18 protein-coding genes are annotated in these 20,925 nt (G+C 61.4%); 8 read left to right on the top strand and 10 right to left on the bottom strand.

Features of this window, described 5'->3' with window-relative positions; translation table 11 throughout:
- Positions 1 to 1,242 carry a glycolate oxidase subunit GlcF gene (gene glcF, locus F506_RS02335; protein ID WP_053195160.1) on the top strand — a complete coding sequence of 414 codons (1,242 nt, stop codon included), beginning with the start codon at positions 1 to 3 and terminating at the stop codon, positions 1,240 to 1,242.
- Positions 1,243 to 1,959: 717 nt separating this feature from the next.
- On the opposite strand, the gene F506_RS02340 is transcribed toward glcF, so the two are convergent.
- From F506_RS02340 to F506_RS02355, 4 genes are all read right to left on the bottom strand, one after another.
- Positions 1,960 to 2,334, bottom strand: a complete 375-nt coding sequence (locus tag F506_RS02340; protein ID WP_235471491.1) for a PPC domain-containing DNA-binding protein — start codon at positions 2,332 to 2,334, stop codon at positions 1,960 to 1,962.
- Positions 2,335 to 2,423: 89 nt separating this feature from the next.
- Positions 2,424 to 2,999, bottom strand: coding sequence for a PCC domain-containing protein (locus F506_RS02345; RefSeq protein ID WP_053195162.1), 576 nt, complete (start codon positions 2,997 to 2,999; stop codon positions 2,424 to 2,426).
- The gene (locus F506_RS02350) at positions 2,996 to 4,618 is read right to left on the bottom strand and encodes an acyl-CoA synthetase (RefSeq protein ID WP_268762606.1); all 1,623 of its coding nucleotides are present in this window, start codon (positions 4,616 to 4,618) and stop codon (positions 2,996 to 2,998) included. The genes F506_RS02345 and F506_RS02350 overlap by 4 nt, the downstream gene beginning before the upstream one ends.
- A gap of 91 nt (positions 4,619 to 4,709) precedes the next feature.
- On the bottom strand, positions 4,710 to 5,885 hold the full coding sequence (locus F506_RS02355) for an acetyl-CoA acetyltransferase (RefSeq protein WP_053195164.1): 1,176 nt from the start codon (positions 5,883 to 5,885) through the stop codon (positions 4,710 to 4,712).
- A gap of 470 nt (positions 5,886 to 6,355) precedes the next feature.
- Here F506_RS02355 and F506_RS02360 point away from each other — a divergent pair, with 470 nt between their 5' ends.
- Genes F506_RS02360 through F506_RS02380 form a run of 5 tightly spaced genes read left to right on the top strand, consistent with a single transcriptional unit; the run spans position 6,356 to position 12,501 of the window.
- A complete protein-coding gene (locus F506_RS02360; RefSeq protein WP_053195165.1) occupies positions 6,356 to 7,393 on the top strand; it encodes a TRAP transporter substrate-binding protein in 1,038 nt (345 codons plus the stop codon).
- A 27-nt stretch (positions 7,394 to 7,420) separates the two neighbouring features.
- Entirely contained in the window at positions 7,421 to 9,295 is a 1,875-nt protein-coding gene (locus tag F506_RS02365; RefSeq protein WP_235471348.1) for a TRAP transporter large permease, read from the top strand.
- A 55-nt stretch (positions 9,296 to 9,350) separates the two neighbouring features.
- The gene (locus F506_RS02370) at positions 9,351 to 9,890 is read left to right on the top strand and encodes a VOC family protein (protein WP_016832757.1); all 540 of its coding nucleotides are present in this window, start codon (positions 9,351 to 9,353) and stop codon (positions 9,888 to 9,890) included.
- Between the two features lie 11 nt (positions 9,891 to 9,901).
- Positions 9,902 to 11,179 (top strand): ribulose-bisphosphate carboxylase large subunit family protein, encoded by a 1,278-nt coding sequence (locus tag F506_RS02375; protein ID WP_053201173.1) that lies wholly within the window; start codon positions 9,902 to 9,904, stop codon positions 11,177 to 11,179.
- On the top strand, positions 11,176 to 12,501 hold the full coding sequence (locus F506_RS02380; RefSeq protein ID WP_053195166.1) for a four-carbon acid sugar kinase family protein: 1,326 nt from the start codon (positions 11,176 to 11,178) through the stop codon (positions 12,499 to 12,501). The genes F506_RS02375 and F506_RS02380 overlap by 4 nt, the downstream gene beginning before the upstream one ends.
- Positions 12,502 to 12,507: 6 nt before the next feature.
- Here F506_RS02380 and F506_RS02385 read toward each other — a convergent pair whose 3' ends face one another.
- On the bottom strand, positions 12,508 to 14,169 hold the full coding sequence (locus F506_RS02385; protein WP_053195167.1) for an isovaleryl-CoA dehydrogenase: 1,662 nt from the start codon (positions 14,167 to 14,169) through the stop codon (positions 12,508 to 12,510).
- A gap of 182 nt (positions 14,170 to 14,351) precedes the next feature.
- Between F506_RS02385 and cysM the strand changes: the two genes are divergently transcribed.
- Positions 14,352 to 15,254 carry a cysteine synthase CysM gene (gene cysM / locus F506_RS02390; RefSeq protein ID WP_053195168.1) on the top strand — a complete coding sequence of 301 codons (903 nt, stop codon included), beginning with the start codon at positions 14,352 to 14,354 and terminating at the stop codon, positions 15,252 to 15,254.
- A gap of 87 nt (positions 15,255 to 15,341) precedes the next feature.
- Here the strand turns inward: cysM and F506_RS02395 are convergent, their stop codons facing one another.
- Both F506_RS02395 and F506_RS02400 read right to left on the bottom strand, forming a co-directional pair.
- Positions 15,342 to 15,674: a hypothetical protein gene (locus F506_RS02395; RefSeq protein WP_053201175.1), complete on the bottom strand. Its 333-nt coding sequence runs from the start codon at positions 15,672 to 15,674 to the stop codon at positions 15,342 to 15,344.
- 321 nt (positions 15,675 to 15,995) lie between these two features.
- A complete protein-coding gene (locus tag F506_RS02400; protein WP_053195169.1) occupies positions 15,996 to 16,577 on the bottom strand; it encodes a DUF1415 domain-containing protein in 582 nt (193 codons plus the stop codon).
- A 126-nt stretch (positions 16,578 to 16,703) separates the two neighbouring features.
- Here F506_RS02400 and F506_RS02405 point away from each other — a divergent pair, with 126 nt between their 5' ends.
- The gene (locus F506_RS02405) at positions 16,704 to 17,240 is read left to right on the top strand and encodes a YaeQ family protein (RefSeq protein ID WP_053195170.1); all 537 of its coding nucleotides are present in this window, start codon (positions 16,704 to 16,706) and stop codon (positions 17,238 to 17,240) included.
- Between the two features lie 6 nt (positions 17,241 to 17,246).
- Here F506_RS02405 and F506_RS02410 read toward each other — a convergent pair whose 3' ends face one another.
- From F506_RS02410 to F506_RS02420, 3 genes are all read right to left on the bottom strand, one after another.
- A complete protein-coding gene (locus F506_RS02410) occupies positions 17,247 to 18,668 on the bottom strand; it encodes an MmgE/PrpD family protein (protein ID WP_053195171.1) in 1,422 nt (473 codons plus the stop codon).
- Between the two features lie 105 nt (positions 18,669 to 18,773).
- Positions 18,774 to 19,562, bottom strand: coding sequence for a transporter substrate-binding domain-containing protein (locus F506_RS02415; RefSeq protein WP_053195172.1), 789 nt, complete (start codon positions 19,560 to 19,562; stop codon positions 18,774 to 18,776).
- Positions 19,563 to 19,650: 88 nt separating this feature from the next.
- The gene (locus F506_RS02420; RefSeq protein ID WP_235471349.1) at positions 19,651 to 20,622 is read right to left on the bottom strand and encodes a MurR/RpiR family transcriptional regulator; all 972 of its coding nucleotides are present in this window, start codon (positions 20,620 to 20,622) and stop codon (positions 19,651 to 19,653) included.
- Between the last annotated feature and the right edge of the window lie 303 nt (positions 20,623 to 20,925).

Raw genomic sequence — 20,925 nt, forward strand, 5'->3', positions numbered from 1 at the left:
ATGCAAACCAACCTGGCCGATTTCATCCGCGACACCAACGAAGGCAAGGAAGCCGACGCCATCCTGCGCTCCTGCGTGCATTGCGGATTCTGCACGGCGACTTGCCCGACCTATCAATTGCTGGGCGACGAACTCGATGGTCCGCGCGGCCGCATCTACCTGATCAAGCAGGTGCTCGAAGGCAAGCAGGCCACCGCCGCCACGCAATCGCACCTGGACCGCTGCCTGACCTGCCGCAACTGCGAATCGACCTGTCCATCCGGCGTGCAATACGGCCGCCTGGTCGACATCGGCCGCAAGGTGGTCGAAGACCAGGTGCCGCGTCCGCTCGGCCAGCGCATCGTGCGCACCACGCTCAAGACGCTGCTGCCGAACAAGTGGCTGTTCAATCCGGCGATGAAGGCCGGCCAGCTGGTGCGTCCGCTGTTGCCGCAGAAATTGCAGAACAAGGTGCCGCCAAAACAGGATGCCGGGCAATGGCCGACACGCACCCATGCCCGCAAGATGCTGATGCTCGACGGTTGCGTGCAACCGGCCATGTCGCCCAATATCAACAGTTCGACTGCGCGCGTGCTCGATGCGCTCGGCATCGAGATGGTGGTGCCGCCCAAGGCCGGCTGTTGCGGCGCGATCCGCTATCACCTGAATGATCAGGATGGCGGGCTGGCCGATATGCGCCGCAATATCGACGCGTGGTGGCCGTATGTCGACGGCTCGGCGGGATTCACCGTGGAGGCGATCGTGATGAATGCTTCCGGCTGTGGCGCCACCGTCAAGGAATACGGACACCTGCTGCAGCATGACGCTGCCTACGCCGCCAAGGCGCACCGTATTTCCCAGCTGACGCGCGATATCAGCGAGATCCTGCCGGACTTCGAAGCCGAACTGGCCGGCAAGCTCAAGGGCAAGATCGGCAAGCGGGTGGCCTATCATCCACCTTGCACTCTACAGCACGGACAGAAGATTCGCGGAAAGGTGGAGCAGATTCTCGGCAGTGCCGGTGTCGATGTGAAGCTGTGCGCGGACAGTCATCTTTGTTGCGGGTCGGCGGGGACGTATTCGGTTTTGCAGCCGGAGCTGTCTTATCGTTTGCGTGACAACAAGCTTGGTAATTTGCAGGCTACTCAGCCTGACATGATTGTTTCGGGGAATATCGGGTGTTTGACGCATTTGCAGTCGGGGACTGATACGCCGGTGAGGCATTGGATTGAGTTGCTGGATGCGGCTTTGGTGGGGTCGTAAGTTGTTCCGACTTCGCTGTTCTGGGTAGCTTCATCTTTTCTTTCTTCGGACGACCGTGGTTGCCGGGGGCGGCCCGGCAGCCGCTCACTTTCTTTGCTTCGCCAAAGAAAGTAAGCAAAGAAAGGCGACCGCGATTCGCCGCCCCGCTGCGCGGGGTTCCCGTTGGCGCCGCACCTAAATCGGGAAGGGAAACAAACTCGCTGCGCTCAGACAAGTTTCCCTTCTTTATCCGATTTAGGCACGTCACCAACGGCGACTCATAAGCGGAACTTCTTTCACGGCTCGCTGCGCATTGCCTTGGGGGGCTCGCCTTCGGCATCGTGATTCTCATTCTTTCTTGGACTGACCGCGGAGAACTGTGACTTTCACTCCACCTCCATCCCCTGGCGATGCGCAGCGAGCCAGTCTGGAAGTCCGCTTGCGAGTAGCCGGTGGCGGCAGGTGCAAATCGGATAAAGAGGGGAAACTTGTCTGAGCGCAGCGAGTTTGTTTCCCCTCCCGATTTGCGCCTGACGACGCCGGGAACCCCGAAGGGGCTACGAACCAGCGGTCGCTTCTTTTGCTTACTTTTCTTGGCGAGACAAGAAAAGTGAGTAGCCGCCGGGCTACCCCCGGCAAGGTCGTCCGAAGAGAGAAAAATCCAATCTTCCTAAGCAGAGAAACAAAAAAAAGCGGCTCCAAAAAAGAGAGCCGCCTTCATCAACCAACGTCCAAAATTCAAGCGTGCAATGCCTGCTGCACCTGCTTGGGAATCCACTCCTGTAAGGTAATCTCGATCGTGATGAACGACAGATTCGCGCCGCGCACAAAGCGTCCCGCAAAGATCTTCCCATCCACATCCGCCACCACTCCCTGCAAAGGATGAGCGTGCGGCTTGCCGCCGGCAAAGCCGATCTCGCCGAAGACGTTGAGGATCTCCACTCCGGGCCCGTTGATTTCCATTTCGCGCCAGCCGGTTGGCGTCGCGTATTCCAGGTGCGCATCGATCAGGCTGCCGATGGCGCCGCGCACGATGGCGGTTTGCATGCCGTATTGGCGGCATAGCGCTTCCACGCTTTCGGTGAGGTCCTGGTTGGGTTTGAGGCGCGCCATCACCAGTTTTCCCAGTGTGCCTTCCTCTACTTGAATGTCGTTGTCGTTGTTGTGCGTCTCTGTATTTTTTATCAATGTCGATGTCGTCATCATGATTCCATGGGTGTCGGATGCAATAGACTGAATAGCGTCTCTTCATCGCTGTTGACGACGAAAGCGCCCTGGGAAAACAAGCACAGGCGGATGATGAGCGGATCGTCGCCCACTTCCACCGTGTCGAGCAATAAATGCCCGCCGTGTATCGAACCATCGCCGTCAAGGAAACCGGCGTGGCAATGCAATAATACTTTTCCTTCCTGGTTCTGGCCCACCGTGATCGCTCCGGTGACGAAGGTGATCACGCCTTCCAGCACGTGCGGCGGACCGTAGTCGTACGGACGGTTGGCATCGCGCGTGTTTTCGATCCGGTGGTAATGCAGCTTGCGCGCGGTGCCGCCGCACATGCGGCCGACGCCGCCGCGCTGACCACGCGCCGAATACTGCTTCAGCACCTCGCGCAAGGCCTCGCCGACTTTGGTGCCGGGCTGCAGCGTGATGCGCAGTTCTTCCGCCGGTTCGGCTTCCAGGTCCAGCGTGCGCGGGTAGCTTTGCTGGCCGGCGTGAAGAAACTTGCGTACCTCGACAAATCCCGGATGGCCTTCGGCGGACTTGTTGGAAATTTTCATAAGCGATAGTCACCTTTCTCCTCGAGCAGACTTTTGATCTGCTTCTTGACGATCTTTCCATAACCGGATTTCGGCATGGTCTCCCAGAACACGAAGCGGCGCGGCCATTTGTATTTGGCGATGCGGCTTTCCAGATGCGACAACAGTGCCTCGCCGTCGGCTTGCTGGCCGGATTTGGCGACGATGACGGCGATGCCGCTTTCGCCCCATTTCGGATCCGGCACGCCGAGCACGGCGACTTCGGACACCGACGGATGCGTCAGCAGCGCTTCTTCGATCTCGCGCGGATAGACGTTGGAGCCGCCCGAGATGTACATGTCGGACGAGCGGCCGGTGATGTAGAGGAAGCCGTCGTTATCGACGTGGCCGAGGTCGCCGGTGTGGAACCAGTCGCCTTTGAAGGCCTTGGCATTGGCGTCCGGATTGTTGTGATAGCCCATGAAGACGGCCGGGCCGCGCACGCAGATTTCGCCGGTCTCGAATGGCTTCAGTTTCTTGCAGCTGTCGTCGAGGATGGCGATTTCCATGCCGGTGCGCGGCATGCCGCAAGAGCCGACGCGCGCCTTCGGATGGGCATCGTCCGCCTCATGCATGTACGGCGGCAGGAAGGTGATGTTGCCGGTCACTTCGCCGAGGCCGTAATACTGCACCAGCACCTTGCCGAGCTTCTTCAACGCGTACACCTGGTCGGCGCGGTACATCGGCGCGCCGGCGTAGATGACATGTCTGAGCGAGCTGTGATCGTAGCGGTCGACCGATTCATCTTCGGTGAGGATCTTGACGATGGTCGGCACGGTGAACATGTTGTCGACACGGTGGCGCTGCACCAGTTGCCAGGCTTCTTCCGGCACCAGGCGTTCGGTCGACAGCAGGATGCTGGCGGCGCCGCGCGCCGTGTTGACGACGGCATGGATGCCGGCGCCGTGCGACAGCGGCGCGACGACCAGCGAGCGCGACTGGTGCGTCAGGCCCGGCAGCAGGTCGGCAAGGTGGTTGGTGACGACGAACGCCATCTGGCCGTGCGACAGCATGCCCGCCTTGGGATGGCCGGTGGTGCCGGAGGTGTAAAAGAACCACAGCGGATCTTCGTAATCGACTTCCACTTCGTCGAAGGACTGATGCGCACCGGACGGCGTCGCCAGCGCTTCGAAATCGAGCTCGCCGGCGCGCGGATCCTGCAGGGCAATCACGTGTTTCAGCGCGGGAGAAATTTCTTTCACCGCGTCGACATAGTTGGCGAAGCCGCGGTCGTACAGCATCACGCTGGCGCCGCTCGACTGGCCGAGGTAGGCCGCTTCCGGCGGCGTGATGCGCACGTTGGTCGGGACCCAGACCATGCCCAGCTTGAAGGCGGCCCAGGCGCTTTCGAAAATCTGCAGGTTGTTGCGGGAGTGGACCAGCATCTTGTCACCCTTGGTCACGCCCAGCTTTTGCAGCGAATGGGCCAGCGTGTCGACGCGGTCGTTGATCTGTTTCCAGGTGGCGATCTTGTCGCCTTTGCCGTCGGCAGTACCGTCGCCGAAGATCAGGCCCGGCTCGTCCGGAAAGCGACGGGCGACGTCGGAGAGAAGCCGCCCCAGGTTCATTACTTTTGTTAACATCGTCTCGCTCGTGTGTATTTTTATATGGATCTTTGTTGCTGCCGCTGCTGTTGCTGTTGTTGCTATTACTGCCGCCGTCCCGAGCTTGTCAGGACGGCGGGGAAAACTGTCAGTGCACGCGCTCCAGAATGCTCACGTAGTTCGCCACCGCAGCACCACCCATGTTGAACACGCCGGCATAGCGCGCATTCGGGATCTGCATGTCGCCCGCGTCATGGCTGGCTTGCATCGCGGCCATCACGTGCATCGACACGCCGGTGGCGCCGACCGGGTGGCCCTTGGATTTGAGGCCGCCGGAAGGATTGATCGGCAGGCGGCCGTTCTTGGCGGTGACGCCGTCGAGGATGGCGCGCGCGCCCTGGCCGGGTTCGGCCAGGCCCATGGCTTCATACTCAAGTAATTCGGCGATGGTGAAGCAGTCGTGTGTTTCCACCAGCGACAGGTCGAGCAATTTCAGGTCGGCCTGCTTCAACGCCTGTTGCCATGCCAGCGCGCCGGCTTCAAAGCGGGTCGGATCGCGGCGCGACAGCGGCAGGAAGTCATTGACGTGCACGGCGGCGCGGAAGGTCACGGCGCGTTGCATGGTCTTGGCGGCGTCGGCGGCGCTCAGCACCAGTGCGGCGGCGCCGTCGGAAATCAGCGAGCAGTCGGTGCGTTTGAGCGGACCGGCGACGAAAGGATTCTTTTCCGAAACATTGCGGCAGAAATCAAAACCGAAATCCTTGCGCATGTGGGCGTAGGGATTGCTCATGCCGTTCTTGTGATTCTTGGCGGCAATGGCGGCCAGCGCATCCGACTGATCGCCGTAACGGTCGAAGTAGGCTTGCGCGATCTTGCCGAACACGCCGGCGAAGCCGCCCGGGATACCGGCCTCTTCTTTGGCGTAGCAGCACTTGAGCAGCACTTCGCCGACTTGTGGTGTGGCCAGCTCGGTCATTTTTTCAAAGCCGATCACCAGCGCATGCCTGGCCTGGCCGGACAAAATCGATTGCATGCCCGAGTGGATCGCGGCCGAACCGGTGGCGCAGGCGTTCTCGACGCGCACGGCCGGCTTGAAGCGCAGCGCGGGCAGGGTATTGAACACCAGCGAGGAGGGAAAGTCCTGGTACAGGAAGCCGCCGTTGAAGGTGCCGATGTGGATCGAGCCGATGTCTTCCGGCGTCAGGCCGGCGTGTTCGATGGCGGCCTTGGCAACCTGGCCGATCAGTGCTTCCGGATCGATGCCGTCGAGCTTGCCGAATTGGGAGTGGTTCCAGCCGGTGATGCAAGGTGAAGATGCAGTCATGTGGATTCCTGAAAAGAGTGTGTTGGAACAGCAATATGCAAAAACGATGCCACGAATTTTTCAGGCCGGGGCAGCATTGCCGCGGTGATTCCTGTTATGGCGGCAGCGCCCGTGCGGGCGGCGTCGGCAGGCCGTGATGGCGGTAAACATAGCACGTTGCACACTGGGACGATTTGCTGCGCTGCAGAATGAGGCCCGGCTGAAACCGCATACAGGTGTCAATCAAGTGTCCAGGCAATGCGACAGGTGTCGCATCAAAATAAACACCCGATTGGCTCTCACATCCCTTGTCGAATCAGGCGTTTATCGAAGAGAATGTGCTTGCAATGCCGACTTCAGGGAGGAACGCCAGTGCCGTCATCGACTTGGCATCCAAATTGCTCTAGGACGCATAAGCAGTGCTGAACAAGTTATTCGTTTCACTCGTATCGGCAACAAACCAACCAAAACTAAAATCAGGAGACAAACAGATGGGCAAACCAACTGCTGGCGTTACACGCCGTCACTTTTTGAAGACCGTATCCATTGCATCGGCTGCTGCTGCGACCGGCATGATGGCGACACAGGCGCACGCCGCCGCTGAATTCACGCTGAAGTACGCCAACAACCTGCCGGCCACGCATCCGATGAATGTGCGCGCCAAGGAAATGGCCGCCAAGATCGCGACTGAATCCAAGGGTCGCATCGACTTCCAGGTCTATCCGAACAACCAGCTCGGCAACGATACCGATACGCTGGGCCAGGTGCGCTCGGGCGCGGTCGACTTCTTCACCTTGTCGCCGCTGATTCTTGGCACGCTGGTGCCGGCTGCGCAGATCAGCGGCGTCGGTTTCGCGTTCAAGGATTACAACCAGGTGTGGGCGGCGATGGACGGCGAGCTGGGTGCGCATGTGCGCAAGCAGATCGACGCCAAGTCGACCGTCTTTGCATTTGAAAAGATCTGGGACAATGGCTATCGCCAGATCACCAACAGCACCCGTCCGATCAACAAGCCGGAAGACCTCAAGGGCATGAAGCTGCGTGTGCCGCCGAGCCCGCTGTGGACCTCGATGTTCCGCGCCTTCGATTCGGCGCCGGCCAGCATCAACTTCGCCGAAGTGTATTCCGCGCTGCAGACCAAGATCGTCGAAGGCCAGGAAAACCCGATGGCGATCATCTCGACCGCCAAGCTGTACGAAGTGCAGAAGTTCTGCTCGATGACCAATCACATGTGGGACGGTTTCTGGTTCCTGGCCAACAAGAAGTCGTTCGAGCGCCTGCCCAAGGATCTGCAAGAGATCGTCACGCGCAATATCAACGAAGCCGGCATGAAGCAGCGCGCCGACGTCAAGGCGCTGAACGATTCGCTGGCGACCGAGATGAAGGGCAAGGGCCTGGCCTTCAACGACACCGACAATGAAGCCTTCCGCGCCAAGCTGCGCAGCGCCGGTTTCTACGCCGAGTGGCACAAGAAGTTCGGCGACGAACCTTGGGCGCTGTTGGAGAAGTACACCGGGAAGCTGGCATAAATGGACGCGGCGATGACAGAAGCAAGAATGCATCCTGCATCGGCATCGGCGCCGGCCAACCCGCTGGCGCGTCTGCTGGCGGGCGTGAACCGCAATGTGATGCACGTTGTCGCCGCCGTGGCGGCAACGCTGGTGGTGGTGGAAACCGGCGTGCTGCTGGCCGGGGTGATCTACCGCTATGCGTTGCACGACCCGCTGATCTGGTCGGATGAACTGGCCTCCACGCTGTTCATCTGGCTGTCGATGCTGGGAGCGGTATTGGCGCTGGACCGGGGCGAGCACATGCGCCTGACGGCCATCGTCAACAAGCTCTCCGACAAATGGCGCGTCTGGCTGGAAACCGTCGCCGCGCTGATCGTCTGCATCTTCGTGCTGATGATCATCCATCCCGCCGTCGACCATGCCTCGGAGCAGATGGCCATCACCACGCCGGCTTTGGAGATTCCCGACGGCCTGCGCGCAGCTGCGTTGCCGGTGGGCGCGATCCTGATGTTCCTGGCGGCGATTGCACGCATGGCCAGCCGCTCCAGCGTCAAACAGGTGCTCTCTGCGGTCGCGGTCGTGGCCGTGATCGGCGCCGTGCTGTGGATCAGCAAGCCGGCCTTGCTGGCCATGGGCAATTACAACCTGATCGTGTTCTTCGTGCTGCTGATCGGTGTCTGTGTCGCAGGCGGCATTCCGATTGCGTTTGCCTTTGGTACGGCGACGATGGCTTATCTGACGATCGCCACCGGCGCGCCGATGATGATCGTGGTCAGCCGCATGGACGAAGGCATGTCCAGCCTGATCCTGCTGTCGGTGCCGCTGTTCGTGCTGCTCGGCTCGCTGCTGGAAATCAGCGGCCTGGCGCGTACGCTCATCGACTTCATGGCCGCCTTGCTGGGTCATGTGCGGGGCGGACTGCAATACGTGCTGCTGGGCGCGATGTTCCTGGTCTCGGGCATCTCCGGCTCGAAAGCGGCCGACATGGCCGCCATCGCCCCGGCGCTGTTCCCGGAAATGAAGAAGCGCGGCTCCAAGCCGGAAGAGCTGGTGGCCTTGCTGTCGTCTTCCGGCGCCATGACCGAGACGATTCCACCGAGCCTGGTGCTGATCACCATCGGTGCGGTGTGCAGCGTGTCGATCACAGCCCTGTTCATCGGCGGGCTGATGCCTGCGGTGATCGCCACGATTGCGATTGGCATCGTCTGCTGGTTCCGCGCCCGCCGCGAACCGATGCCGGATGTGAAACGCGCTTCCATCGGCGTGATCGGCAAGACCCTGATTGCCGCGATCCCTGCACTGGCCTTGCCGATGCTGATCCGCGTGGCGGTCATTGAAGGCGTCGCTACGGCCACTGAAGTCGCCACCATCGGTGTCGCGTACACCATCGTGGTCGGCCTGGTCATGCATGCCTTCCTGAAGCATCTCGACTTCAAGCGCATCTATCCGATGCTGGTGGAGGCGGCGACCTTGTCGGGGGCGATCCTGCTGATCATCGGCATGGCGACTTCGATGGCCTGGGCGCTGACGCAGTCGGGCTTCTCGGCCAAGCTGGTGTCGCTGATGCAGGGCGTGCCGGGCGGCGGTCTGGGTTTCCTGCTGATCACGATCGTGATCTTCATCGTGCTGGGCAGCATCCTGGAAGGGATTCCGGCGATCGTGCTGTTCGGCCCGCTGCTGTTCCCGGTGGCGCGTTCGCTGGGCATTCATGACGTGCATTACGCCATGGTGGTGATCCTGGCGATGGGCATCGGCCTGTTCGCGCCACCGTTCGGCGTCGGCTTCTATGCCGCTTGCGCGATCGGCAAGGTGTCGCCGGACAAGGTCTTCAACCGCGTCTGGGGCTATCTGGCGGCGCTGGTGGTTGCGCTGCTGGTGGTGGCTGCGGTGCCGTGGATTTCGATCGGCTTCCTGACGTAAAAAATACTTTACTACCGACTATTCAAACGAAACAAACGAAAAAAAGAGGTGAGCAATGAGCCGTTTTCTGGGTGAGATAAAACAACTGGGCTACGTCGTCGAAGACATACAGGCCGCGATGAAATACTGGAGCGAAGTGCTGGGCGTCGGCCCGTGGTACTACATGGAGCGGGTGCCGCTGAAGAACTACCGCTACAAGGGCGAGCTGCAGGACATCCATTCGTCGGTGGCCCTGGCCAACTCCGGCAACGTGCAGGTGGAACTGATCCAGCAGCGCAACGATGCGCCGTCGATGTACCGGGATTTCCTCAAGGCCGGCCGCACCGGCTTGCAGCATCTGGCCTACTGGACCGAAGACTTCGACAACGACCTTGCGCGCCTGCTGGAGAAGGGCTGGAAGGTCGGCATGAGCGGCGAGGTCGGCGAGCGCGGCCGCTTCGTCTATTTCGAAACCGAATACCACCCCGGCACCGTGATCGAGCTGTCGGAAATCGCCGGCCCCAAGGGCACGGTGTTCCGCATCATCCGCGAATCGGCCGAGAACTGGGACGGCAGCGATCCGGTGCGCACCTTCCCCGACCTGAGCAAGATGTGATGGCGGACCAGATGGACGACAATCGTTTTTACGCCGACTACCTGATCGAAACGCCGCTCGATCCGTCGCAGGTCGCGGAGGTCATGGCGGGCGAGCAATCCTGCGGCACCTTCGTGCGGGTGCAGGGCGAGACCGAACAATTGCGCGAACGCGCACGCGCCGTCGTGGTGTCGGTGGAAGAGATCGACAGCGTGGCGACGCCGAGCCTGCCCAACGCCTGGCAGCAGCGCCAGAACATGCAGGGTCCGTGGCGTCGCGCCCGGGTGCGGATTTCCTTCCCGATCGACAATGTCGGCGCCAACCTGCCGACGCTGGCGGCGACCGTGGCCGGTAATCTGTTCGATCTCGGCGAAGTCACCGGCATGCGCCTGTTGTCGCTGTCGCTGCCGGAACATTATCGTCGCCGGTTCGATATGCCACGCCACGGCGTTGCCGGTACCCGCAAGCTGACGGGCCAATCGTCGGCATCGCAAGCGCCCTTGCTGGGTACCATCATCAAGCCCAATGTCGGCCTCAGCGCAGTGCAGACCGGCGAGCTCGTGACGCAGCTGTGCGAAGCCGGCGTCGACTTCATCAAGGACGACGAAGTCTGCGCCAATCCGGTCCATGCGCCGCTGGAAGAACGCGTGCGTGAAGTCATGCGCCGCGTGCGCGCCTACCAGGACAAGTCCGGCCGCCGCGTCATGGTGGCGTTCAACATCACCGACGAACTCGACGCCATGCGCCGTCACGCCGACCTGGTCGAACGCGAAGGCGGCAGCTGCATCATGGTCGGGCTCAACTGGTGCGGCTTCTCCGCGCTGCAAAGCTTGCGGCGCAGCAGCGGCCTGGCGATCCACGGTCATCGCAACGGCTTCGGCATGATGTCGCGCCAGCCGGCGCTGGGTATGTCGTTCTCGGCGTATCAAAGCCTGTGGCGCCTGAGCGGCGTCGACCATCTGCACGTGCATGGCCTCGACGGCAAGTTCTCCGAATTCAATGACGAAGTGGTGCAGTCGGCGCGCGATTGCCTGACGCCGATGGCGCCCGGCGACGAAGTGATGCCGGTATTTTCGTCGGGACAGTGGGCCGGCACGGTGCCGGCTACCTTCGCAGCGGTCAACAGCACTGACGTGATCTTCCTCTCGGGCGGCGGCATCCTCGCGCATCCGGACGGCGCCGCAGCCGGTGTCGCCAGTCTGCGCCAGGCCTGGGAAGCGGCGCGCGACGGCGTCAGCCTGCAGGAGCGCGCACGCCGGTCGCCGGAGTTGCAGCATGCGCTCGACTTCTTCGGGCCGCGTCTGAAATGACCCGGCAGCATCGCCCGCGCGTCTGCTTCTACGGCGACGATTTCACCGGCGCCACCGACACGCTGGCGACGGCGACCGAAGCCGGCTTGCGCAGTTTGCTGTTCCTGCGGGTGCCGGACCGGCGTCAGCTGGAGGCGGCCGGCGTACTTGATTGCCTTGGCGTCGCGGGCGCTGCGCGTTCGATGGCGCCGCCAGAAATGCGCGAAGAACTCGAACCGGTCGCCCGGTTTTTTGCCGGCTTGCAGCCGCCGGTGACGCACTACAAAATCTGCTCGACCTTCGACAGCGCGCCGTACGTCGGCAACATCGGTACGGCCCTGTCGGTATGGCGGCAACACATTGTTAATGACTTCGTGCCCATCGTCGGCGGCCAGCCCAATCTGCAGCGCTACTGCCTGTTCAGCAACCTGTACGCCGCGGTCAACGGCGGCGGCGAAGTATTCCGCATCGATCGCCACCAGACCATGCGTAATCATCCGGTGACGCCGATGCACGAAACCGACATGCGCGTGCACCTTGCGGGGCAGGGCATGCGGGTGGCTGCCATCCATGCGCCGGCTTACGCGGGGAGTGCGGAACAACTGGATGCACAGCTGGAACGGCTGGCGCAAGAACGGCCTGATGCCGTGCTGTTCGACGTCGGCGACGCGGCGCATCTGCTGCCGATCGGCCGGCAGATCTGGCAGCGCGCGCAACGGCAGCCCTTGCTGGCAATCGGTGCCAGCAGCGTGGTGCAGGCCTTGTGCGGTCATTGGCGCGAACAGGGGGAGTTGCCCGCGTCTTCGATCGGTGCGACACGCATCGCTGCGCCTGACGGCGCTGTGTTCGTGCTGGCCGGCAGCCTGTCGCCGGTCACGGCGCGCCAGGTGGTCGCCGCGACGTCATACGAGCGCGTCACACTGGATGCGCGCCGACTGGTCAATGAGGACCAGGCTTATATCGAGTCGATGCTGTCACGCATTGCACAACGTCTGAACGACGGTCATCACGTGCTGGCCAGTACCGCCGACGGCGCACACCTCGATGGTGAGCACGCATCGTTGCGGCTGGCGCAGGCGAGCGGGAATTTCCTGCGGCGTCTGTTGCCGCTGACCACGGTACGCCGCATCGGCGTGGCCGGCGGCGACACTTCCAGCCATGCCCTGAAGGCGCTCGACATCTGGGGCTTGTCCTATCTTGGCAAGCTGTCGCCGGGCGTAGCGTTGTGCCGTGCGCACGCCGACGGTGCGCGCGAGGATGGCATCGAACTGATGCTCAAGGGCGGCCAGATGGGCGGCGAGGATTTGTTCGACCGGCTGGCGAAGGGATCCAACGGCGCCTAGTCTTTATTACTGCGGCCAGGCGCGCGCCAGGATGCTTTGGTGCAAGGACGCGGCATCCGTGCTTCCGGCAGGCAGCGTGCCGTACACGCGGCCGTTGGCGGCATCGCCGCGGCTGAGCACGAAGGCCTCGGCCATCGCCGGCGGCGCATGCTGCAACATCAGCGCACCCTGCACGGTCAGCACCAGCTGCTGCACCAGGCGGCGCGCCAGCATTTCGCGCTGTTCCGGCGGCAGCGTCATCATTTGCTTGAGCGCGTGCAGCGGCGCCTGCAAGACCTCGTGGCCATCGGCGACCTGTTGCAATTCATCCAACAGCAACAGGCAGGCGTCCGGTTCGCGTTCCATCGCGCGCAGCACGTCGAGGCACATCACGTTGCCCGAACCTTCCCAGATCGAGTTGACCGGAGCTTCGCGATACATGCGTGCCATCGGTCCGGTTTCCACGTAGCCGTTGCCGCCCCAGACTTCCATGCACTCGCCGGTGAATTCCAGCGCGCGTTTGCAGATCCAGAACTTGGCCGCCGGCGTGACGATGCGGCGCCAGGCGCGCTGCAAGGGATCGGCGGGCGCTTCGAAGGCGCTCGCCAGACGCAGCATCAGCAAGGTCGCGGCTTCGCTTTCCAGCGCCAGGTCGGCCAGCACGTTACGCATCAGCGGCTGGTCGGCGAGATGCTTGCCGAAGGCGCTGCGGTGGCGCGCGTGATGGATGGCCTGCACCAGCGCATGGCGCATCAGGCCGGCGCTGCCGATGACGCAATCGAGGCGCGTGTGGTTGGCCATCTCGATGATGGTGGGGATGCCGCGTCCTTCATCGCCGACCATGACGCCGTAGGCATCTTCAAATTCGACTTCGCTGCTGGAGTTGGAGCGGTTGCCGAGTTTGTCCTTGATGCGCTGGATCAGCACGCCGTTCTTGTGGCCGTCGGGCCGCCAGCGCGGTATGAAGAAGCACGACAGGCCGTTGTCGGTGCGCGCCAGGACCATGTGGGCATCGCACATCGGCGCCGAAAAAAACCATTTGTGGCCGGTCAGCGTGTAGGCTGCGCCGCGGCCGCTGCCATTGAGCGGGCGCGCCGCCGTGGTGTTGCTGCGCACGTCGGAGCCGCCTTGCTTTTCCGTCATGCCCATGCCGACCAGCATGGAGTGCTTCTGTTCCAGCGGCAGGTCGCGCGGGTCGTGTTGGCGGGAAAACAATTTGTCGCGCAGCAGGCCGTACAGAGCCTCTTCACTGCGCAATACCGGGATCGAGGCGAAGGTCATGGTGGTCGGACACAAGGATCCGGCTTCGACCTGGGCATGCAGGAAATAGCCGGCGGCGCGCGCGACATGGGCGCCGGGCTTGCCATCGAATTCCGGCATCCACGGCAGCGCGTGCAGTCCTTCGCGCCGCAGCAATGCCAGCAGGGCATGCCAGGCGGGGTGAAAGTCGACGCGGTCAATGCGGTTGCCGAAGCGATCGTGGGTATTGAGTTCGGGCTCGTGGCGGTTGGCCAATGCGGCCATCTGCAGCACCTCGGCGCTGCCCAGTTCGGCGCCGTAATTGGCCAGCACCGATGCATGCCAGCCGGCCTGCCCGCGCCGTACGCCCTGGCTCAGCGCGGTATCGGTGTCATACAGATTGAAGTCCTGCAGTTCCGGGACCTGGTTGGCGACATCGTGCGTTTTCATTGCGGCTCCTGGGGAAGACGGAAGAACGGCCGGCGAGCGCGGACAGTGTAAGGCATCTCCGGCGCGCAAGAGTTGCGTTAGGCGTATTTGCTATAACTATATAAGTATCTTGTCGCTAGGGCTGTCCGGCACATGACAAAGACTCATATTAAAATGAGACTCCTGAAAGGATTCCTCCGACCATGCCTTATCTGACCATCGAAGACACCATCGGCAATACGCCCTTGATCCAATTGCAGCGCCTCGGCGGCGAAGACGCCAAGCGACGCAACAACATCATCCTCGGCAAGATGGAGGGCAACAATCCGGCCGGGTCGGTCAAGGACCGCGCCGCGCTGTCGATGATCCGCCGCGCCGAGGAGCGCGGCCAGATCAAGCCTGGCGATACCCTGATCGAAGCCACCAGCGGCAACACCGGCATCGCGCTGGCCATGGTGGCCGCACTGCGCGGCTACAAGATGGTGCTGCTGATGCCGGAAAACCTCAGCGAAGAACGCCGCCAGAGCATGGCCGCCTATGGCGCCAAGATCGTCCTGACGCCCAAGAGTGGCGGCATGGAATACGCCCGCGACCTCGCCGAACAGATGCAGAAGGAAGGCCAGGGCCTGATCCTCGACCAGTTCGCCAATGGCGACAATCCGCAGGCGCACTATGAAACCACCGGCCCCGAACTGTGGCGCGACACCGAAGGCCGCATTACCCATTTCGTCAGCGCCATGGGCACCACCGGCACCATCATGGGCGTGTCGCGCTACCTGAAGGAACAGAATCCCGAGATCCAGATCATCGGTGCCCAGCCGGAAGAAGGTTCGTCGATTCCGGGCATCCGCAAATGGCCGGACGCCTACCTGCCGAAAATCTATGAAAAGCCGCGCGTCGACCAGCTCGAATACGTGAGCCAGGCCGCCGCCGAAAACATGGCGCGCAAACTGGCGATGGTGGAGGGGCTGTTCTGCGGCATTTCCGCAGCCGGCGCTTGCGAAGTGGCGCTGCGCCTATCGCAGCAGGTCGAGAATGCGACCATCGTGTTCGTGGTCTGCGATCGCGGCGACCGCTATCTGTCTACGGGCGTATTTCCTGCCTAGTTTTCTTGCCTGTCATGGGCCCGTGGGCCCGGCGCCGGAGGGCTTTTCTTCGCGCCAATAAAAAACGGAGCTTACGCTCCGTTTTTTTTATTCCACGCCTGGTGTTGCCGGCGAGCCTGGCTTCGGCTTGAACTGCTTGTCGCTGATGCGGAATTTCTCGCGACGATCGCCCATCAATTCGCGCAGTTCGCGGATCGACAATTCGCTGACTTCGTGCATGCGGATCAGCAGCGACGCGCCAACCGGCAGACGACGGTGACGGATCTTGCTGATGACTGGTGGAGCCACTTCCAACGCACGCGACAACGCGGCGTCGTTCTTCAGATGCAATTTCTCAATCAGCGCATCCAGCAGGTGGTTAGGATCGTAGTTGATTTGATCCGAAAGGGAAGTATCGTTGATGCCATTAGGTGTAGTCATGATCGGACGTTCCATTATGCAGATGTTTATAAAGGCCTTGTTTGTGCAAGTGCATTAGTTCTTGGTAAAACTGCAAAACGTGGTTCACTAGTTTCCATCAGAGGTGCCATTCTTTTCCCACTGCAACAACACAACTCGAACCAAGGCCATCGGGATCAGTCGGTCTGACTTGCCAGCCTTCACTATTCGTTTCCGTGCTCCCAACGTCGGTACTGTCAAAACGCCAATGTTGACGCTCAGTACATTCGTTCAGAAAAGTCTATTACAAAATAGTTGCGAGAAATCACCTCGAATTTGTAACAGATATTAACAGGAATTTTTCTATAATTGGTGTTGTTTCTTTGACACGACAAAAGCCAGCCGATTCCAGCCATTTAGCCCGAGATCCCGCATGGTTGCGATGTTTCGTTCGAAAATGGCGCTTGCCTCGGGGAAGGCGGCGACCGCCCGGTCGATGCTGCTTTCACGCAACAGATGCAAAACCGGAAACGGCGAGCGGTTGGTGTAGTTGTCGATATCGTCAGGCCCGGCATCGGCAAACTGATACTGCGGATGGAAACTGGCGATCTGAATGACGCCGTCCAGCCCGGCGTCTTCCAGTACCTGGTCGGCGACGTCGAGGAAGCTGTTGTAGTCGTAGAAATCCTGCAGCACGCGCGGATGGATCAGCAGCGTGGTGTCGAGCAACTCCGGATCGGCGGCTTGCAGGTGTTGCAATTCCGTCAGCAGCTGTTGCGCCAGATCAGCTTCGTTGTCCGCGTGGCTGACCACATAGCGAATCTGATCCTTGACGTAGACCGATTTGGCGAACGGGCAGAGGTTCAGGCCGATCACGGCTTCGGCGACCCAGGCGCGGGTCAGGGCGGCAACCGTGTCGTCGTCGGGGAAAGTAGGCGTATCCATAGTGGAATTGTCTCACGGGCGTCATTTTCCAATCTCGCGGGAAAGCGTGGAAAAGCCCTTGAAATCGGCTATCCTTCACATCCTTCGCAAGCAATACGCCCAACTCCGCACCAAAAGAAGACCGTCATGGCGCTCAAAGCAACCATTTTCAAAGCCGATCTGCAGATTTCCGACATGGATCGGCATTACTACCAGAACCATTCGCTGACCATCGCGCGCCACCCGTCGGAAACCGACGAGCGCATGATGATCCGTGTGCTGGCCTTTGCGCTCAACGCCAGCGACGCGCTGACCTTCGGCAAGGGCTTGTCCGACGTCGAAGACCCGGACGTCGTGGCAAAAGACCTGACCGGCGCCATCGATCTCTGGATCGAAGTCGGCCAGCCCGACGACAAGCGCATCCTCAAGGCCTGCGGCCGCGCGGCGCACGTGATCGTCTACAGCTACAGCAGTGTCAGCAGCATCTGGTGGAACCAGATCGGCAACCGCGTCGAGCGCGCCAAGAATCTGACCGTCATCAACATCGCCGCCGAAACCAGCCAGGCATTGGAAAAGCTCGCCCAGCGCAACATGCAATTGCAATGCACGATCCAGGACGGCCAGATCTGGCTGGGCAACAATGAAGAGATGGTGCAGATCGACCCGCAGGTCATCAAGCCGTAGCCGCCGCTATCGGACGGAAAACAGTTCGCGCACCGACGGCAGCGTCTCGATCGATTTGAGGCGGGACAGCAGCAGGGCGCCGGTGTCTCTGTCGCCGCCGTTGCCGCTGCCGCCTTGGCCGTGGACGTTGCCGGCACTTCCCGCCTCCATGCACTGCATGAACTTGGCTTCGATTTCATCCTGCCGCATCGGGCATTGCGCACTGCCGCGCGCCTGCGCCTGAAACTCCTCAAGCCAGTCGCCGCCGCGTAGCCTGATCCGCACGTTTGCTCCTTCCGGCGCCGCCTCGCAGGCGCCTTCCAGGCTCCAGCGCGGGCCGACTGTCATCTTCACGCGCTTCATCAATTCGAGGACGGGCTGCTCCTGCAGTACCGCGCCGTCCAGGTGCTGCAATTGCACCGAGCCGTACAGCAAGGACACCGCAATGGCGAAAGGCATGCTGAATTGGGCTTGCTGTCTTGTCGCCGGCTGGTTGTAGATCAGATTGGCAAAAACGATCTGCGGTACGTCGCAGACGATCTCTTCGATTGCCGCGACGTCGATAGCATGCCGGGCGACGAGCGCCATGGCGGCATCGACCGCGGCATGCGAAGACAGACAGAGGGGGATGCGCTTGATATCGACCCCGGGCGATTCCAAGAACCATTGCATCCCCAGCTGCGCCATCGTGGCAAGGTTGAATTCGCCTTGATTGAACAAGCCGTTAAATCCATTCCAGTGTTCGAAGGCATCGTGCGGCCCGCTCGCGCCCTGGGCGGCGAGCAAGGCGGCGACGATGCCGGCTTCCGCCGCACGGCCGGCCATCAGCGCCTTGGCATCGGTGCCGAAACAGGCCTTCATGCCACCCGTACCGGCCACCGCCAGCCCCAATGCCGACGCCGTCTGGCGGCGGTCCAGCTTGAGCAGCCATGCCGCCGCCGCGCAGGCCCCGATCGGACCGAGCACGCCGGTAGTCCACCAGCCATGGTCATACAGCACGCTATTGGTTGCGGCGCCGACGGCGTACTCGCACTCGGATCCGACAATGAAGGCGGTCAGCAGGTCACGTCCCGAGGCATTGCGCTTTTGTGCGACCGCGATTGCGGCGGGGGCGATCACGGCGGAACCGTGCACGAAGCCGGCGTAGCAGTTGTCGTCAAAGTCGAGGGCGTGAGCCGAGGTGGCGTTGGCGAACGCCGCCGCCGGCGCAGAAAACAAGTGATGGCTTCCCAGCACCGCCGCGTCGCCGCGTGAACCGGCATCCACGGCGATGGCGCGCGCCGTGCGAGCGACCGCCGTCGCCGATCCGGCAAAGGCGACGCCGATCGTATCGATCAGGCAATTGGCGGCGATGCTGCGCACGGAAGCGGGAATGTTACGCACGGCACGGTCAGCGTGCAGGCTGCAGATCCAGTCGGCCAGGCGGTCGATTGCGGTAGGGGGAGTCATGTCGTGACGCTATTTTTTTATTGACTGGGAGAGCTGGGGAGCTGCTCGCCCGATGCGCTTCCAATAATGGCATCGGGTACGGCAACTCAGCAAAGCGTTACCGCTTTACTCCGGCAATGGGCCGGCAGGCGCGCCCAGCCATTTCTTCGACATTTCGTCAATGGCGCCGTTGCTCTTGGCCTCGCGGATGATCTCGTTGAGCCGGGCGACCAGTTGCGGCTCGCCCTTGAGCACGCCGATGTAGCACGGCGAATTGGACAGGATCACTTTCAGATCCATGCTCACCGATGGATCCTTGGTCTTGATCGTGGCCGCCACGGCCGTGCCGGTTGCAAACATCTGCGCCTGGCCGGCGAGGAAGGCCGAGACCGTGCCGTTGTTGTCTTCGAAGCGCTTGATCACGGCGCCCGGGGCCAGGCGCGAGAGTTCTTCGTCCTGCATCGAGCCGCGCGTTACGGCGATGACCTTGCCGGTGAGTTCGTTGTAGTTCTTCGCGATGATTTCCTGCTTGCCGAAGACGGCGTCGAAGAACGGCGCATAGGCGATGCTGTAGTCGATGACCTTTTCACGCTCAGGTGTTTTACCGAGCGACGAAATGGTCAGGTCGGATTTTTTTGTTTGCAGGTAGGCGACGCGATTGGGGCCGGTGACGGGGACCAGTTCCAGTTTGACGCCGAGTTTTTTTGCGACCAGCGTCGCCATATCAATGTCGTAGCCGCGCGGCGTCATGTCGGTGCCGACCGAGCCGTAGGGCGGATAGTCGGTCGGTACGGCGACGCGGATGACCTTGCGCGCCAGGATGGTGCTGAGTGCGTCCTCCGCCATGGCGTTGGCGGAAACAGTAGCGGCGATGGCGACGGCGATCAGGCTAAGCAGGAGGGAGCGGCGTTTCATTTCGATATCCTTTCAATTGAAGTCATTCATGAAGTGCGGGTAGTGCTGAAGCGGATTACATGCGGTCGCCTATGCGTTGCTATGATCGTCATCTGTCGTTCTTGCGGGTGCGCGATCTGGGCATCCGGGGCAACTCGCTGACTTCCGTACCCCACCATTCACCCATGCTCCACAGATTTTTCTCCGTCTCGGACACCGAGGCCTTGACGTCGACCTTGGAAGTCGCCGCCATCAGCGCGACCAGAATTTCACTGACGAGGAAAGCGGGGACCAGCGTGTCGAAGAACGAGGCATTCTGTTTGCCGACCAGAATGGTCTCCGTTGCCATGCGTGCAATCGGCGAGCTGTCGCTGTCGGTGATGGCGATCAGCTTGACGCCGGCTTTGGCCAGATGTCCGGCAATCGATATGGCGCGCCGCGAATAAGGCGCGATGCAGCAGACGAACAAGGCGTCCTTGGGGCCGGCCTGATGCATGATCTTCATCATGCCGCTTTCACCGGCGCCGTCGATGAGCGTGATGTTCTTGGCGAAGTATTCGGAGACGTGGGAAAACTGGAACGCCACGGGAAACGACGAACGCAAGCCCAGGCAATAGATGGTGCGCGATGACGACAGGAGCTTCACGGCGCGCACGATGGCGGCCAGCGTGTCGGCGCTGCACAGCGCCTGGATGTGCGCGATGGCGTTGTTGGCGACATCGAGCGCGAGCGCGGTTTCGCCGATCTTCTGATTCAGTTCGACCAGGCCGTGGGCGCGCTGGCTGTATTCGTTGCTGCGCGAACGCAGATTGTTCTTGAACACTTCACGGATGTCGTCATAACCCTCCATGCCCAGAAACTTTGCCAGCCGCGTCATCGTCGACGGCGGGATGCCGGCAAGCCGCGCCTGCTCGCGCATGGACATCACCGCAACTTCGTGCGGATGATCGAGCACGAATCCGGCCGCGAGCCGCACTTGCCGCGGCAGGCTGTCGAAACATTGCTTGATATGCAGCACCAGCGCTTGTTGCGACGGCAAGCGCTGCGACGGCTTTGGCGATGTTGATGAAGCTTGATTCACGAGGATGCTCCGCAATCGGGATATGCGAGGCTTCAAGCAACATATGTGCCAATATTTTTTTAAAATGATTCAAATGAATCATTTTCGTGGCGCATTTCAGTGCTCAAGAAAATCGCTGCGCAGGAGCGGTTTGATTTCGGTGATTCAAAAATACGCGTTGGCATGAATCAAAATATACGCGTGCTAACGCGATGCATCGTCATGTCCGTCACCGATGCGCCATGATGGACATGTAGCTGACGACGCCATGCGTCGCTTTGGGGCGAGCGTTGTCCGCGTCTCGCGCCGATCGATGAAATCAGT

This window comes from Herbaspirillum hiltneri N3 (assembly GCF_001267925.1).
In the GTDB taxonomy this organism is placed as follows: domain Bacteria; phylum Pseudomonadota; class Gammaproteobacteria; order Burkholderiales; family Burkholderiaceae_D; genus Herbaspirillum; species Herbaspirillum hiltneri.